The organism is Bacillus sp. SIMBA_026, from assembly GCF_046535335.1.
GTDB lineage: Bacteria > Bacillota > Bacilli > Bacillales > Bacillaceae > Bacillus > Bacillus velezensis.
Genome location: NZ_JAWRWX010000001.1, coordinates 905,736 through 921,083, shown reverse-complemented (window position 1 = coordinate 921,083; position 15,348 = coordinate 905,736). Strand labels below are relative to the sequence as shown.

Here is a 15,348-nt window from a genome sequence, read left to right as displayed (position 1 = left end):
GGGCTGAATACTCTGTTATCATCTCAAATTTATTCTTGGAGGTACCTTAATTATGAATGAAGAATACACATACGCAGTAGATAGTGATATGAGACAGTTTGGGCGGCCTGGATTTGGGTTTGGACGGCCCGGATTTGGGTTTGGCCGGCCGGGCTTCGGCTTCGGGCGTCCCGGATTCGGATTTGGATTCGGACGGCCGGGTTTTGGATTTGGCCGGCCTTGGTTTGGTTATGGATTCGGACGGCCGTTTGGTTTTTACGGCGGACCGTTTTTCGGAGGGCTTGTCGGGGGGCTTGTCGGAAGCGCTTTATTCAATCCGTACTTGTACGGGGGTTACGGCTACGGCTATCCGTATTACTATTGACGAATCAAAAAGGCTCCTCCCGGGGGGCCTTTTTGTATAGGCCTAATGTCTTGACTTGGCGGGCAAAGTTCGGATATTATTTTATTTTACTGCCTTAAACAAAAGGCATAAGGATTATGATGAGAGGGGGATTTGATATGATTCTGGGTTATATCTTCCTCACAATTGCTATTTTATCAGAGTCAATCGGCGCGGCCATGCTGAAGGTCTCCCGCGGATTTACGCGGTTTTTGCCGAGCGCGCTTGTAGTGGCAGGCTATTCATTGGCCTTTTATATGCTTTCACTGACACTGAATCTCATTCCGCTCAGCTTATCCTATGCAACATGGAGCGGAGCCGGAACGGTGCTCGCATCCATTATCGGAGCGAAATGGTTTCATGAAAAACTGGACAAGCAGGCCGTCATCGGACTCTTTTTCTTATTGGCCGGTGTCATTTTGATGAATTGGTAGAAAGGAGAGGCATACTGATGAAAGGATTACTTTGCTTGGCATTAGCCATTGTATCAGAAGTGTTCGGGAGCACGATGCTGAAGCTGTCGGACGGTTTTACGCACCTGTGGCCCGCTCTCGGCGTCATTGCCGGAATCGGAGCCTCTTTTATGTTTTTGAGCTTCTCATTGAAAAGCCTTGATTTATCCGCCGCATACGCGACATGGTCAGGTGTCGGCACCGCTTTAACGGCAATTGTCGGCTTTTTTGTTTTTAAGGAGGCCATGACAATCAAAATGATGATCGGGCTTGTTTTGGTCATCACGGGCGTCATCCTGCTGAACCGTTCCAAGTCTCAAAAAGCTAAAAAAAATCAAACGGCCCGGAGCTGACCGTTTGAACTCGTCAAGCGCGGACAGCTTTTACTTCAACCTCAAGCTCCATCTCCACGTTTCCTTGGACCGCTCGTGAAATCATACACGAGGACTCCGCTTTCTGCGCTAACTTCCTGGCGAGCGTAAAGTCCGTTTCGGCTGCATCCGGCTTTAATAATATAAACGGACGGTGAATGATTTTCTGGTACGTGAACACACCGTTCTTGACGTCTACAATTCCTTCAGATTCCATATGTAGATCTTCTTTATCCAGGCCGCTTCTTTCCATCATCGCCGCAAGCGTTATAATATAACAGGTCGCGGCCGCTCCAAGCAGCATTTCATCAGGATTTGTGCCTTCTCCGGGTCCGTCCATTTCCTTAGGAATGGACACAGCCGTTTCCAGCCGGCCGCTTTTAATATCGCCGACGTCATTGCGATTTCCGGGCCAATTTGCTTTTAAATAAAAGTGATGTTTTGCCAAGGGACAAACCTCCTTTTTTTCAGTTTACTCATCTTTCACTCGTTTGTCTTTTTTTAAGCTCACGAATACTCTTGATTGATCACTCTTTTTATCGTACGGACAAACCGGTAAAATTCCTCCGTTTTTGTGAATTCCCTTTCGCGGTAATCAAAATTATCAAAAAACGCTTCCCGCTGTTCTCTGCTGATCTCAAGCTGTATGCTCAGCCCGGTTTGCGCCTGGTTATTGATATTTTCGGTGTTAACCCCGGCCAGACCGGTTTTTGAGGTTGCCAATTCTGCAGAAAATCCGTTTCGTTCGAGAGCTCTCACCAATTTTTTCGCCCGCTTCCGGTCGCTTCCTCCGACAAGAGTATTTTTCTCGTCGCCTTTATAACCGTGAACTGCGATAACATAATGGTGCTGCTTAATGCTTTCGACTGCTGAAGGCTCATCGAACTTGGTGCTCGTAATATGAAGAGTCTGGTTATCATGCGGTTTTAATCCCTCAAACAGGTAGGTTGAATAATCATCCCTGAAAGAGCGGACGATCTCGCTCACCCCGCCCTCAATTCTCCCTCCGTGCGGCGACATGATCAATACGGGGCTCCCCTTTCGCTTATTGTACGATATATGATAATCATCGGGGTCTTCATGTTCAGCCAGATCTTTAAAATCTGTGTATGTATCAGAAGAATTCGAGGGATCAGGGTCTGACGCATAATGAGCACATCTTATTAGTAAGACCATTGCTACGATAATGATGACATTAAGTAAAATTCTTTTCATCAGCTCTCCTTCTTTGCTCCTTTCTGAAAAATGACATGTTCATTATATGGATTTTTGTCAATAGGTCTTATCTTAACATTCTATTAACATTATCATCAGTGAAAAACTTCCCGGTTTCGAAAAATCAATGGATTGTCACGGTTCAAGCGCTCAAATGCCGGGCATCAGTGAAAAAAGGTTGAGAGAGGGCAAAAAAAAAGGGAGGAACGCCCGAATTTTCAGGGGCGGGAGATTCACGGCCGGAAACGGACGGCGTCAAGAATACGCTTTTAAAAATGAATATCCGCCTCCCGAAGCAAATGCACAGGACAGAATAGAGCCCGTCAAAAAAGTTCTCATCTGCCTTTTTGTACAGCAAAATGCCGTTACAGCCCGCTCATCCCCTTTTTTTATCATAATAATCCGTTTTAAAATGGAGCCGTCTTTTTTCATATATATAATATCAATCGCAAGCTGTTTTTCCAAGGAATGTCTCAATATGATGTTCATGTGTATACCTCCTTCCGCCGGCTTCATTACAAAACGAACAAACGTTCCGTTTCAACTCGATTTCTTCTCTTGAAAAAGCCGCAAGTAACCAGCGCTCCTGAAGGACAAACAAACTGACCGAACATACGGCCTGTTCATATGGTATAGAGAGAATCGCCAGAATGGGAGGAAAAGTATATATGTTTGGTTACTCAATGGTACAAATGGTGCGGTCAAATGCTCATAAGCTGGACTGGCCGCTCAGAGAAAACGTATTACAGTTATATAAACCTTTCAAATGGACACCTTGCTTTTTGCACAAGTTTTTCGAAAAAAAGGTGAAAAACAGAAAGAAAATGTCAGTCATCATTGAATTTGAAGAGGGCTGCCATGAATCCGGTTTTCACAGCACAGGACAGGTCTTATCAAAAGAAAAACGTTGCACCATAAAAAAGCAGTTTCAAACAATTAATTGCTGCAGCGCCGAAGTCACTCCGTCCGCCCTTCACATGCTTCTTTCGCAATGCCGGGATATCCGTAAAATCTATTTAAACCGTGAAGTAAAAGCGCTCCTTGATACAGCAGCTGAATCGTCTCATGCAAAAGAAGTGACCCGTAACGGCACCCTATTAACAGGAAAAGGCGTAACCGTTGCCGTTATTGATACCGGAATCTATCAGCATCCCGATTTAGAAGGCAGAGTTATCGGATTTGCGGACTTTGTCAATCAAAAGACAGAACCGTATGACGACAACGGGCACGGCACCCATTGCGCCGGTGATATCGCAAGCAGCGGCGCTTCATCTTCCGGTAAATATCAGGGGCCGGCGCCGGAAGCTGATCTGATCGGAGTCAAGGTTTTAAACAAATCAGGATCAGGAACCTTGGCTGATATCATTGAAGGTGTGGAATGGTGCATACAATATAATAAAGAACACACAAAGAATCCGATCAGAATCATCAGCATGTCACTGGGCGGAGATGCGCTCAGATATGATAAAGAAACGGACGACCCGCTCGTCAAGACCGTTGAAGAGGCATGGAATGAAGGAATCGTCGTCTGCGTCGCCGCGGGCAACTCCGGTCCGGAAGCTCAAACGATTTCAAGCCCCGGTGTCAGCGAGAAGGTCATCACGGTAGGCGCCTATGATGACAATGATACGGCCAGCAATGAGGACGATACGGTCGCTTCATTCTCAAGCCGCGGCCCGACTGTGTACGGAAAAGAGAAGCCTGACATTCTTGCGCCCGGGGTCGATATCGTATCTCTCCGTTCTCCGCGTTCATACCTTGACAAATTACAGAAATCAAACCGTGTAGGCTCCTTGTATTTCAGTCTGTCGGGCACGTCCATGGCCACCCCGATCTGCGCGGGCATCGCCGCCTTAATCCTTCAGCAAAACCCGCAGCTTTCGCCTGACGAAGTGAAAACATTGATCAAACAAAGTCCGAATCAATGGACAAATGAAGATCCGAACATTTACGGAGCGGGCGCAGTGAACGCTGAAAACGCTGTGCCGAAAGAGTAACCTTTTTATCATGAGAACGGGGTCGTCTGCACCGGCAGATGACTCCGTTTTTCAGGTGAACAGATGAAACATTTATAATGAAGGAACTCGGAATGCTTCAGAACGGCTGTCAGAAAAAAAGATCAATGCAAGGAAGTGTATTTCTAAAAAAATAGGGAATAAGTATGGTGTAGATAAAAGGAGGAATCACAATGGCACTTACAAACACCGAATTGTCTGAATGGCTGCAAAAACAGATCGGACAAACGCTTGATATCAGAAAAGGAGAGCTGACAGACAGCCGAAACGAGATTTCTGATATGGACCAGATCATGCTTCACCTTGATGATGTTCTCGTCCGCCGGACAAACCATCCCGATGACTATGTAGCGGACGAAGAGCTCGTCTTAAAAGGGCACGGCACAACCTATACGGAGGAAGGAAATGTCCCGCTCCCTCAAGATGCGTATGAAATCCCACTGCTCGGCGACATTACCATCCAAAAGGAGCAAGACGGATTAAAGGTACATACAGATCGGGCCGTTTATACAATCGGGACCCGGAAAGAGCAATAAAAAGAAAAAACGCCCTGAATCAGCGGCGTTTTTTTATTGGTTTTTTTCTTCTGAATATCCGTGGAACATCGTGAATGCGCAAAGCATAATGCCTAAAATAATGATAATCGGGAGCCAGATCACGGCAAACTTATAATCCGGTTCGGCAAAAGCGCCTATGACCGCCCCAAAGCAATACAGCACCAAGGCAAGCGCGCGCAATACAGCATCTCTCGTAAACTGCTTCCGCTTGTCCGCTTTGTAAAACCTTGCGGTGAGATCTTCAAAAAAATTAGCGAGCGTTCCCGTTAATACGGTCGTGGAAATCCCCGCTACACCAAGTTTTCTCGCAGCTGTCGTCTGCATTCCCATTGCGAAGCTGAGCAGCATAATCAGCACATAAACAGAAATGGCATCTGCAAAAAAGCAAGAGAACAAAGCAAACAGCAGCAAAACAGCTCCTTCAATAGCTAAAGCGGCAGTTACCGCAGGGGGCCAGAATGATTTCTTTTTATTGCCCACAAGCAGGGCCGCGGCAATAACGCCGGCAATAAATCCGATTAACGAGGTTAACGATTTGAGTACGGCAAGGTGCCATGAGTTGCCGATCGCCAGGCCGAATAGAACGATGTTCCCCGTCATATTGGCGGTAAAGATATGTCCCAGGCTTAAATAACCGATCACATCCACAATTCCCGCTGTTAAACAAAGAAGTAAAAGTGCAATATTTCGGTATGTAGTCACTGTCAATGTGATCCAATCCTTTCTCATGCTGATTCCAACATATAAGTTTACTCTTTGCCATTTCATATGTCCAGCCGGCGTGCCGCTTTTTCAGAGCATAAAAAAACTCCGGCGAACCGGAGAAGTTACTGAACGATAAATAATACTCTCGTGCCGTCGGAATATCCGCTCATTTGATTTCCAACCCATGAACCGGCCCCGCGGTTATCCGACGGGGTTACATATCTGATATCAGCCCCCGCCCCGCCTTCTGTGCAGACTGCCATGGGCCATTCATCACGGTCAAACCCGGGCTTTGTCGGAATTCCTTTCAATGATTCTTTCCTTCTATTCTCCGCTCCGCCCCTATCAATTGTACAAATCTCAGAATGACCTGCCGAAATGGCGTCTTTTATATGATTTCCCGTCTCCGGATATTTTGACAGCGGGAAATACAGCACCTGATCGTATCGGGATGCGGCACGAGCAGCACTGTCCGAATGGATGCCGGCGCCCGTAAGGCCGAACTGAAGAGAGATCACCAAAAGCAGACTTGCCGCCCATTTCATAAACGCATTCATTCACATCCTCCTTAAGAAGTTGATATGAAGCGTAAATATGTATATTAGCCGGATTTAACACACATGATGAAATGGCAAAAAAAGTTTGCTGTTTTGTTGATAATCAACGAAAATGGCGGCTTTACGATTTGTCTATTGAACCGGCTTCTGTTTCCTTATATATTTTAGACATACTTATGAGCCGTTGTGATCAGTGTCTTCGGCAGATAAAAGGAGGAATGCCGTCCGGTCGGCAGGCACCGGCTGTTTGTTATGTCTTTTCAAAAACATGAAGGCGGGGAAATCCAGATGGAAAAAACAATGTTTCACCCACACTCACCCGAGTTTCACGAAAACCCTTTTGCGGTTTTAAGCAGATTCAGAGAGCAGGACCCCATACATAAATTCGAACTGCAGCGTTTCGGAGGCACCTTTCCGGCTTGGCTCATCACGCGTTATGATGATTGTATGGCGTTTTTAAAAGACGGCAGAATTACGAGAGATGTAAAACGGGTCATGCCGAAGGAGCTGATCGCGAAGCTGAATGTCAGTGAAGATATCGATTTTGTCTCAGAGCATATGCTGGCAAAAGACCCCCCGGATCATTCACGTCTTCGATCTTTGGTGCATCAGGGGTTCACTCCCCGGATGATTGAGCAGCTTCGCACCGGGATAGAGCAGATCACAGAAGAGCTGCTGGATGAAATGGAAACAAAAGCAGACCCTGATATCATGAGAGATTTCGCCGCACCGCTTCCGTTTATCGTCATTTCCGAGCTGCTCGGAATTCCGAAAGAGGACCGCGCCAAATTTCAAGTGTGGACAAACGCAATGGTCGACACGTCAGAAAGCGGACAAGATGCGACCAACCAGGCTCTCAAAGAATTTAAACAATATATGAAAACACTGATCGAAGAAAAAAGAAAACATCCGGGTGAAGACTTGACGAGCAAGCTTATTTACGCTGAAGAGGACGGCCAAAAGCTGAGTGAATCAGAGCTGTATTCCATGCTGTTTTTGTTAGTCGTTGCCGGGCTTGAAACAACGGTTAACCTTCTTGGCTCCGGCACCCTGGCGCTTCTTCTGCACAAAGACCAGATGGAGAAGATAAAGCGGCAGCCCGAAGATATCCAGACGGCGGTCGAAGAGCTTTTGCGTTATACCTCTCCCGTCATCATGATGGCGAATCGATGGGCGATTGAAGATTTCACTTATAAAGATGTTTCTATTAAAAAAGGTGATATGATATTTATCGGCATCGGTTCAGCCAATCGGGACCCGGAATATTTTGATGATCCTGATACATTAAATATAGCGAGAACACCGAACCGTCATATTTCTTTTGGATTCGGCATTCATTTTTGTCTCGGGGCTCCGCTCGCCCGGATGGAAGCATCCATTGCCTTTACCGCGCTTTTAAAACGGTTTCCGAATATAGAGCTGAAAGGCGCGCCCGAGGATGTAACATGGAGAAAAAATGTGTTTTTGAGAGGGCTTGAAACATTGCCTGTCAGATTTTAATATCGCCCCCCTGTTTATCGGGGGTTTTTTTAATGTCTTATAAACAGAAATCAATATAACAATGAAAATTTAGTACATAGTGAATTTAGTTCTATATAAATAAAAAAGCGGCCGGATTGCTCCAGCCGTTCTCTATTACCGTTTTACCAACTCATTTGTTTCGTCCAGCTTTTTTCTGAAAGATTTAAGGAAATTTGCGCTTATCGTTCCTTTGTTTGCGTACAGTTTTTCGCAGAATGCTTTAATGGCGTTTTGCGGCTTTGGTTCTGACAGCATTGTGACGTGATTGGAAGAGTGAACGTCCAACAGGTGAAACTGTTTCATCTGGCGTTCCCATTCTTTCCAATACGCATCATGGTCTAATGGAATCTGTTCTTCCTCTGCTGTCAGATAACGTTCAAGATCTCCGAGGAACAAACCGCTTTTATTACGGAAGTAGTAGCATTGCAGCGCTTCCGGATGAGGCAGCGGCTTCATGTCATACTCTTCCATTCCGTAAGCGAGCTGCGTCTTCATCATTTGCTCCAGCTGCATCCGGATCGCTTCTTCGGATTTTGGCAGACCGCGCTTTTTGGCAAGGCCGATCAATTCTTTCAATACCTCTTCTTCCTCAGCCTGGACGGTAATGTCTTCTCTGCTGATTAATGCCTCTTCAAGGTTTTCAGGCTTAAGATATGCTGTAAGCATCGTATTGATCGTTTGCAGCATGACTGACTTAACAGATGGTTTTCTTTCTTTCCATTTTTCACTGTACGGGGTGTCGATCATGACGACGCTTTTTACCGTATGACCTTCCTCCTGCAAGAGGCGCGCGGTTTCATATGCAAGCATTCCGCCCAAGGAATATCCGCCGAGGTCATAAGGGCCTTTCGGCTGTACCGCTTGGATGATTCTCATATAAGAAGCGGCCGTCTCTTTGATTCCTTGCAGCGGCTCTTTCCCTGTCAAACCTCTTGCCTGGATGCCGTAAAAAGGTCGCTGACTCTTTTTGGCGAATGGCTGGTATGCTTCAACGCCTCCCGTTCCGCCGTGAAACCAAAAAACAGGACGGCCTTTTTCTCTTTCATTCAGCTTGACGAGTTCGGGAAAATTCCGGCCCGTCTCCTGCGGTTGGTTCGTTTTTAACAGCATGCTAATCTCCTGAACAGTGCTGCATTTCTGAAGAGCCTCCAGACTGATGCGGCTGTCTCCGTCCTCAAGTTTCTTCAACAGCTGAATAGAGGAGATTGAATCGAAGCCGTATTCAGTCAGCGGCTTATTTTGATCAATTTCCGTTGCCTTCATCCCCAGAATGTCAGCCACAATGTCAGCTGCGCTCTCGCGGCAGAGCTGAGGATTCTGTGAAACCGGTGCAAGGCTGATGTCTTCTGGCTGACAGCCGTTCCAATACTTATGGTTTTCAAAAGGATATGTCGGAAGCGGCACTCTTTGAACAGATTTGCCTTGGTGGAGTCTGTCCCACGGTATATCCGCACCTTTCACCCAGCAAAATGCAAGCTTTTCCAGATTGTTTTCAGCCAACAGCGTCTCCGTGACGACTGTACCGAGAGTCCCTTCCAGTAAAACGCCGATATCTCCTGATCCAGTCTGCTGACTGCCTGTAAAGAAGCTTTCCATTCCATTGCCTTCTTCGGAAAATGCTCTGTACTCTTTCAGTTTTTCCAGCAATTCATCTTGATTGCGGGCAACGAGTGCCAGGCGGCAGTTCATCGCCTCACGGCCGGTCTGAAGCGTATAAGCAATATCCCGCAATGATGGAGTATCTCCAGTTTGCACAAAATCAGCCAGCTGACTTGCGGCCGCCTTAAGACGCCCTTCACTCTTAGCAGAAAGCACGATAAGCTGCGGTTCATGCGCAGATTCTTTGTCTTTATGGCTCGGGCTGTACTGTTCCAAGACGACATGCGCATTCATGCCGCCGAAGCCATAGCTGCTAATTGCGGCTCGGCGCGGGATCGGTCTGCCCGTATGGTCGGTGAGCTGTGTCCATTCCTGGTTGTCTTCGGTGAAACGGAAGCGGCTTTTCTGAATGGCCATTTGCTCATTTGCAGCTGTAAATCCGGGAATGCCTGGGATGGTATGATGCTTCATGGCCATCGCCACTTTTATAAGGGCGGCCAATCCGGAAGCGAGTTCGCCGTGCCCGATGCAAGGTTTCACGGTGCTGATATAACAAGGCGCGCTTTCTTCTTGATTTGCAGACTCGCCGTAACCCGCTTTGATTGCATTAAACTCCAGCGCATCTGCCATTTCGGAGGCAATGCCGTGCGCTTCAATATAAGTGACGGTTTGCGGATCAACATCGGTGTCTTCGTACGCTTTTTTCATCGCGGCCTTCATTCCCGCCGGATTCGGCGCGTGAAGCGACATGCCTTTACCGCCGTGAGACACTCCTGTTCCTTTAATGACCATGTGAATATGATCGCCGTCTTCAATTGCCGCCTCAAGCGGTTTGATGATGATCACGCCCGCCCCTTCGCTTCTGACAAAGCCATCGGCATCTTTTTGGAACGATTTCGCCCGGCCGTTTTTGCTTAAATATCCCATTGAGTCAAAACCGATAAAGCCCTTCGGCGATTGCAGAATATTGGCGGCTCCCACGACAGCCTGCTCACATTCGTTATGACGGATTGATTGAACCGCCCTGTGCAATGCCACCAGCGTTGACGTGCAGGCAGCCTCGTAATATTCACTCGGTCCTTGTAAATTCAAGGCATATGATATCCTGTTCGGAATGATGGACGGGATGGCTGTTCCATTGTTCGGATCGCTGTTGCCCGCGGCAACGAAAACGCCTGTCGGTCTGCTTGATAATGCCTTATTTGTCAGGCCCGCATCCTCCATTGCCTTCCATGTATGCATCAAAAGCAGAAATTGCTCCGGCCCCATTTGTGATGCCTCTTTAGGAGAAATTCCGAAAAAGAGCGGGTCAAATTCGCCGACACCGTTAATAAAACCGCCCCATCTGAGACTCGTGTCATTCTCATCACCGGCGTAACGGCGCCAGTCCCAGCGGTCCGCCGGAATTTCGGTAATACAGTGATCCCCGTTTACGATGTGCTCCCAAAAAGACTGGGTATCCGGGGATTGCGGAAACTGAGCTGACATACCGATAATCGCGATTCCTTGCTTGATATCGGCGTTATCACAAGGCGTATGCTGTTTCTTCGGTAAAGTGCGCTCTTCTGTTTCCGTGACCCTGGCCTCTTCTGAATACTTATGATCGGCAAGCAATTGAGAAAACTTGCTCTCATATGCTGACGCGAAGTGGCGGGTCAGCTCCTCCGCGGTCGGATACTCGAAAAACAATGTTGGATTCACATCGATATCCGCCTCTTGGCCGATCTCTTTTGTCAGCCCGATCAGGCTCGCTGAATCAAGTCCCAATTCCATGATATTTGCGTCAGAACGAAGAGATGGCGCGGGTTCATCCATCATCTTGGCGAGCTTGCCAAGGACGTAGCTGCGGATATCATCTGTCAGACTGCCGGCAGAAATCGGTGCTCCCGCATTCTTTACAGCCGTTCGGGCCGGATGATTCATCTGTTCGGTTTTCGGGCGGAACCGTTTCAGGGCATAGCCTTCAAAACGCATCACCACTTCCGATCGCCTGCTGATGACATCTGCGTTAATCAGAATCATTTCCCCCGTTTGTTTGGCCAGCTTGATGTGCAGCCAGCAATCGGTAAGATCTTCCGGGCTGCTGAAGGTGACGGAATTAATGCCGAACGGCAGATAGCTTTCCGCCTCCGTTTGGTCCAATAAAGAAAGCGAGGCCAAGTAAGCACTGTTGGCGATTAACGGATTTACGGCATAATGATGCGCTTGTTGTGAGTCGCTATTGTTCAGGTTCACTTTCGCTAAAACGGCATCAGAGCCTTTGTACAGGCGGGTGATCGTTTTAAATTCTTCTCCCCACACGACAGTTCCCGTTCCGTCTCCGTATAACTCATCTATCCGGCCCACTTCCCGGTAAGAGCGCTGAATGGCCGCCAGATCCGCGTGCTGCTTTTGAAACGGATACGGGCTGCACTCGGCATACGCCGCTATGCTCCAATCAGGAGACGTGAGGCTGCGGTGCATTATGCTCAGTTCAAATCCATCCCCGTTTTGTTTCGATTCTGTTTTCAGCTCGATGCGATCGCCTTTTTTTACGGTAATGGGGCTCGCGTAATTCAGTTTTTTAATTTGTCCTCCTTCCGCTTCAGGAAAAAGATCACAAAAATGATCGACTGCCAGACTGTTATATGTAGCGCCGACGAGTACCGGTTCTCCGCTGAATTGATGCCCTTTCACGTATGGGTCGTCATCACTGTATACCGCCTGAACGCCGGCAGCGTTTTCTGATTCACCGAATTGAAAAGAAGTCCCGTGGTCAAAAGCGTAGGCCGGCAGATGAACGGCGTGCTCTTGCTGCAACTGATCAAACGCGATATTCTCTCCTTTTTCCCATTGCCGCGCACGCCGGCCAATATCAGAATCGGAGAAATTGAGATTCCGCTGATCCATGCGGTAAGCGGCCAGCTTTTCCAGCAGTTCCTGAACGGAAGCAGCCGTAAATGCCGCCCGATACTCCGAATGATGCGTTCTTTTTTGCAGCGCGGATGCGATGGCTGCCGGATGAAGAGATGGCGTCTTTTCTAAAAAGGCCGCCAGTCTCTCAAGATAGGCTTCAAAACTCCATTTTGTTTTCGCTGACACAGGGAAAATATATTCCTCATCGTCGTGACGGGCCTGATCGGAATTCGGGCTGATATATTCTTCTACGATGAGATTTGCGTATGCCCCGCCTGCTCCGAAGGAATTGATCATGCTTCTCCGCGGTATGATGTCTCCCGTCTCGGCATCCTTCAGACGTTCCCAATACTCGGTTTTTTCCTGCAGGTAAAAAGCCGTTTGTTCAAGGTTGATATTCGGATTTTGCGGTTTTGCGTTAATCGTCGGGACTAATGTTTCCCGCTCCATTTGCAGCAGCACTTTCGCGAGCTGGGACATGCCGGAAGCCGCCTCTAAATGGCCGAGATTTGACTTGACGGATCCAAGCGCGCAAAATCGTTTTTTATCAGTATATTGCGCGAACGCGTTTGTCAGGGCAATGACCTCAATCGGATCTCCCAATACAGAGCCGTTTGCCGCTGATTCAACATAACTGATTGTTTCCGGATTGATTCCGGCCTTGTCGATGGAAGCCGCCATGAGCTTCGCCTGCTGTTTCGGATCCGGAGCCGTGTACATCTGCCTTCCGCCGCTATGGCACAACGCGCTGCTTTTAATGACCCCGTAAATATGGTCTTTGTCGGCAAGCGCTTTGGAGAGCGGCTTCAAGAGCACCGCCCCGACTCCTTCTCCCGGCATCAGGCCCGTGCCGGTTCCGAAGCTTTTGCTCTCACTTCCCTGTTCAAGCAAATTCGCCCGTTCGAGCGCATCATATTTAGACGGTTCAAGCGTGAGATTGACCCCTCCGGCAATCGCCATGGAACAGCTGTTAAGCTTCAGGCTTTCACAGGCGAGATGAATGGCGCTCAGTGAGCTGGAGCATGCGGTCGTAACGCCCATGCTCGGGCCCGTTAAATTGAAAAAGTGGGAAATGCGGTTGGCGATATGCCAATCCCCTCCATTAGAGCTGAGCGCGGCTTTTTCCAATGACGGGATATTCCAGAAATATTGATTGTACATACTGCCCATAAATACACCGATACCGCTGTCTGATTCCTGCCATTCGTTTACTCTTTCTAACGAGTAACCGCCATTTTCAAATGTTTCCCATACGGTTTCTAAGCTTAGACGGAGCTCAGGCGTCATCTCCATCACATGGTCTTCCCGGATGTCAAACAAGTGATGGTCAAAAGCGTCAATATGCTGCAGAAATCCGCCGTACCGTGTTTTGTGTTCTTCTTTTCGTGTTTCTTTTGCCATTGTTTTCAGAAGACCGGATTTCCATCTGTTTTCCGGGGCTTCCGTAATACAGCTGTCTCCGGCTTTTAAATGTTCCCACAGCTCATCGAGCGTTTCAGACTCGGGATAGCGGCCGCTGATGCCGATAATGGCAATGTCGTCACGATCAGAACGATTAACGGTGACGGTTTCTGTTTCCGGCTTTGGCGCTTTTGGCTCTTTTTGTTCATTGATAAATCGCCGCGTTTCCGTGACAAGCGGCACCGGTTCATTCATTGCAGGTTCCGGATGCTCCGTTTCAGGAGGCGCTTGTTCGGCTCCGAATGCCTGTTGCAGCTTATCCGGGTAAGTTTCCAGCAAATACTCGGCAAGTTCTTTCGTATTCGTGTGTTCAAATAAGATCGTTTTCGGCAGCTCGCCCGTCAATGTTTCCAGTTCGCGGATAAAATTCACCTGCAAAATGGAGTCGATGCCGTATTTTTCAAAGCTGGTTTCCGGCTGAATGCGCTCGGGAGCAAGCTTTATGGACTTGGCTAACGTTTCTTTTATGAATTGCACAGTCCGGTCTGTGACTGAGAAAGACGGTTCTGTGAAATCAGCCGGCTCTTTGGAAGCCGCAGTTTCTTCAACCGCCTGCGCGTCCGGCTGCTTTTGCCTGATAACGCCGTCGCTTTCTGCCGCCACGATCTGCTGACCGAGGTGATGTGACGATTCCGCCATAAATGTAACGTACCGATATCCCTCGCTTTCCAGCGCAGACTGCCATGCTTCAGGATACAGCCCCGGGCATCCGGGAATGCGCAGTTTGGCGTCTTCATACAGCCACCAGCCTTCCAAAAGGCCGAATGTCAGATGAGAATAAACCGAATGGCTGCTGATCTCATTTAATAGCAAAATCCCATTCTTCTTAAGCACCGCTTTGGCATTGCGAAGTGTCCGCCGAATATTTTTTGTCGCGTGAAGCACATTTGCCGCAATTACCGTGTCATATGCGCCCGCCTCTATACCCTGCAAAGCCGGGGGCTCTTCCACATTAAACCGCTTATAAGTCAAATACGGATTGTCGGGACCGTATTCTTTTTCAGCATGCATGAAAAAGGCCTTTGACAGATCGGTGTAGCAATATTCTTTCACATGATGTTTGTACTCTTTTAATCTTTTGAAAACGGCCGCGCTCGTCCCGCCCGTCCCCGCTCCGATCTCTAATATCCGGATTTCCGCGTTCGGGTCTTCTTTCAGGCGTTCTTCAATGAAAGCCGTCAATGTGTCAGCGAGCACCTCATTAAAGTAGTCTGCCGTTTCATTGTTTTTATAGATTCCTTCAACCAATTCCATTGAGGAATCAGGAAACAGAACATCAGTGGCAGAAACTCTGCCGGATAAAATATCCGGCAAAGCTCTGAGAGCGGTCTCCACTAAGGTGATCATCGCCTCTTTGCTGCTGTCCTTGAGTAAAGGAGCTTTCTTTTCATCCCATTCTTGCCACAGCACGTCCGCACGCTCTATCGGACCCGTTAACACATACGTACTGCCTGACTGTTTCAAAAAGCCTTTTTGCACCAAGATGGAGATGCTTTCTTCCAGCCACCTGCCGTAAAACCCCTGCATGACAGGCTGCGTTTCGTTTTCCGTAAAAAATCCGACAGATTTCAGCTGGCCTGCCAATAGTTTGTAAAGAAGATCTTCAGTGTTTTGCAAA

The 15,348-nt window shown here is 48.0% G+C and carries 12 protein-coding genes; 6 read left to right on the top strand and 6 right to left on the bottom strand.

The annotated features are described in order from the left end of the window. Positions 1–52: 52 nt before the first annotated feature. The 3 genes from SB847_RS04355 to erbB all read left to right on the top strand — a co-directional run bounded on the left by SB847_RS04355 (position 53) and on the right by erbB (position 1,187). On the top strand, positions 53–364 hold the full coding sequence (locus SB847_RS04355) for a hypothetical protein (RefSeq protein ID WP_007611594.1): 312 nt from the start codon (positions 53–55) through the stop codon (positions 362–364). A gap of 137 nt (positions 365–501) precedes the next feature. Beyond that, positions 502–816 (top strand): SMR family multidrug efflux transporter EbrA, encoded by a 315-nt coding sequence (gene erbA, locus SB847_RS04350; RefSeq protein WP_007410378.1) that lies wholly within the window; start codon positions 502–504, stop codon positions 814–816. Between the two features lie 17 nt (positions 817–833). Continuing rightward, positions 834–1,187, top strand: a complete 354-nt coding sequence (gene erbB / locus SB847_RS04345) for an SMR family multidrug efflux transporter EbrB (RefSeq protein WP_410577358.1) — start codon at positions 834–836, stop codon at positions 1,185–1,187. A gap of 13 nt (positions 1,188–1,200) precedes the next feature. Here the strand turns inward: erbB and SB847_RS04340 are convergent, their stop codons facing one another. The 3 genes from SB847_RS04340 to SB847_RS04330 all read right to left on the bottom strand — a co-directional run bounded on the left by SB847_RS04340 (position 1,201) and on the right by SB847_RS04330 (position 2,909). Next, the gene (locus SB847_RS04340; protein WP_410562143.1) at positions 1,201–1,653 is read right to left on the bottom strand and encodes an OsmC family protein; all 453 of its coding nucleotides are present in this window, start codon (positions 1,651–1,653) and stop codon (positions 1,201–1,203) included. Positions 1,654–1,712: 59 nt separating this feature from the next. Further along, positions 1,713–2,420, bottom strand: a complete 708-nt coding sequence (locus SB847_RS04335; RefSeq protein ID WP_410562146.1) for a poly-gamma-glutamate hydrolase family protein — start codon at positions 2,418–2,420, stop codon at positions 1,713–1,715. 255 nt (positions 2,421–2,675) lie between these two features. After that, entirely contained in the window at positions 2,676–2,909 is a 234-nt protein-coding gene (locus SB847_RS04330; protein WP_204530589.1) for a hypothetical protein, read from the bottom strand. 179 nt (positions 2,910–3,088) lie between these two features. Here SB847_RS04330 and aprX point away from each other — a divergent pair, with 179 nt between their 5' ends. Further along, positions 3,089–4,417 (top strand): serine protease AprX, encoded by a 1,329-nt coding sequence (aprX, locus tag SB847_RS04325; protein ID WP_325084206.1) that lies wholly within the window; start codon positions 3,089–3,091, stop codon positions 4,415–4,417. A gap of 191 nt (positions 4,418–4,608) precedes the next feature. Beyond that, a complete protein-coding gene (ymzB, locus tag SB847_RS04320) occupies positions 4,609–4,971 on the top strand; it encodes a protein YmzB (RefSeq protein ID WP_007410383.1) in 363 nt (120 codons plus the stop codon). 33 nt (positions 4,972–5,004) lie between these two features. On the opposite strand, the gene SB847_RS04315 is transcribed toward ymzB, so the two are convergent. Both SB847_RS04315 and SB847_RS04310 read right to left on the bottom strand, forming a co-directional pair. Then, positions 5,005–5,760 (bottom strand): YoaK family protein, encoded by a 756-nt coding sequence (locus tag SB847_RS04315; RefSeq protein WP_003154084.1) that lies wholly within the window; start codon positions 5,758–5,760, stop codon positions 5,005–5,007. 59 nt (positions 5,761–5,819) lie between these two features. After that, complete coding sequence (locus tag SB847_RS04310; RefSeq protein WP_007611576.1) at positions 5,820–6,254, bottom strand: NucA/NucB deoxyribonuclease domain-containing protein; 435 nt, start codon at positions 6,252–6,254, stop codon at positions 5,820–5,822. A 288-nt stretch (positions 6,255–6,542) separates the two neighbouring features. Here SB847_RS04310 and SB847_RS04305 point away from each other — a divergent pair, with 288 nt between their 5' ends. After that, complete coding sequence (locus SB847_RS04305) at positions 6,543–7,754, top strand: cytochrome P450 family protein (RefSeq protein WP_038460738.1); 1,212 nt, start codon at positions 6,543–6,545, stop codon at positions 7,752–7,754. 135 nt (positions 7,755–7,889) lie between these two features. Here the strand turns inward: SB847_RS04305 and SB847_RS04300 are convergent, their stop codons facing one another. Beyond that, on the bottom strand, positions 7,890–15,347 hold the full coding sequence (locus SB847_RS04300; protein ID WP_410562156.1) for a beta-ketoacyl synthase N-terminal-like domain-containing protein: 7,458 nt from the start codon (positions 15,345–15,347) through the stop codon (positions 7,890–7,892). Position 15,348: the final 1 nt, after the last annotated feature.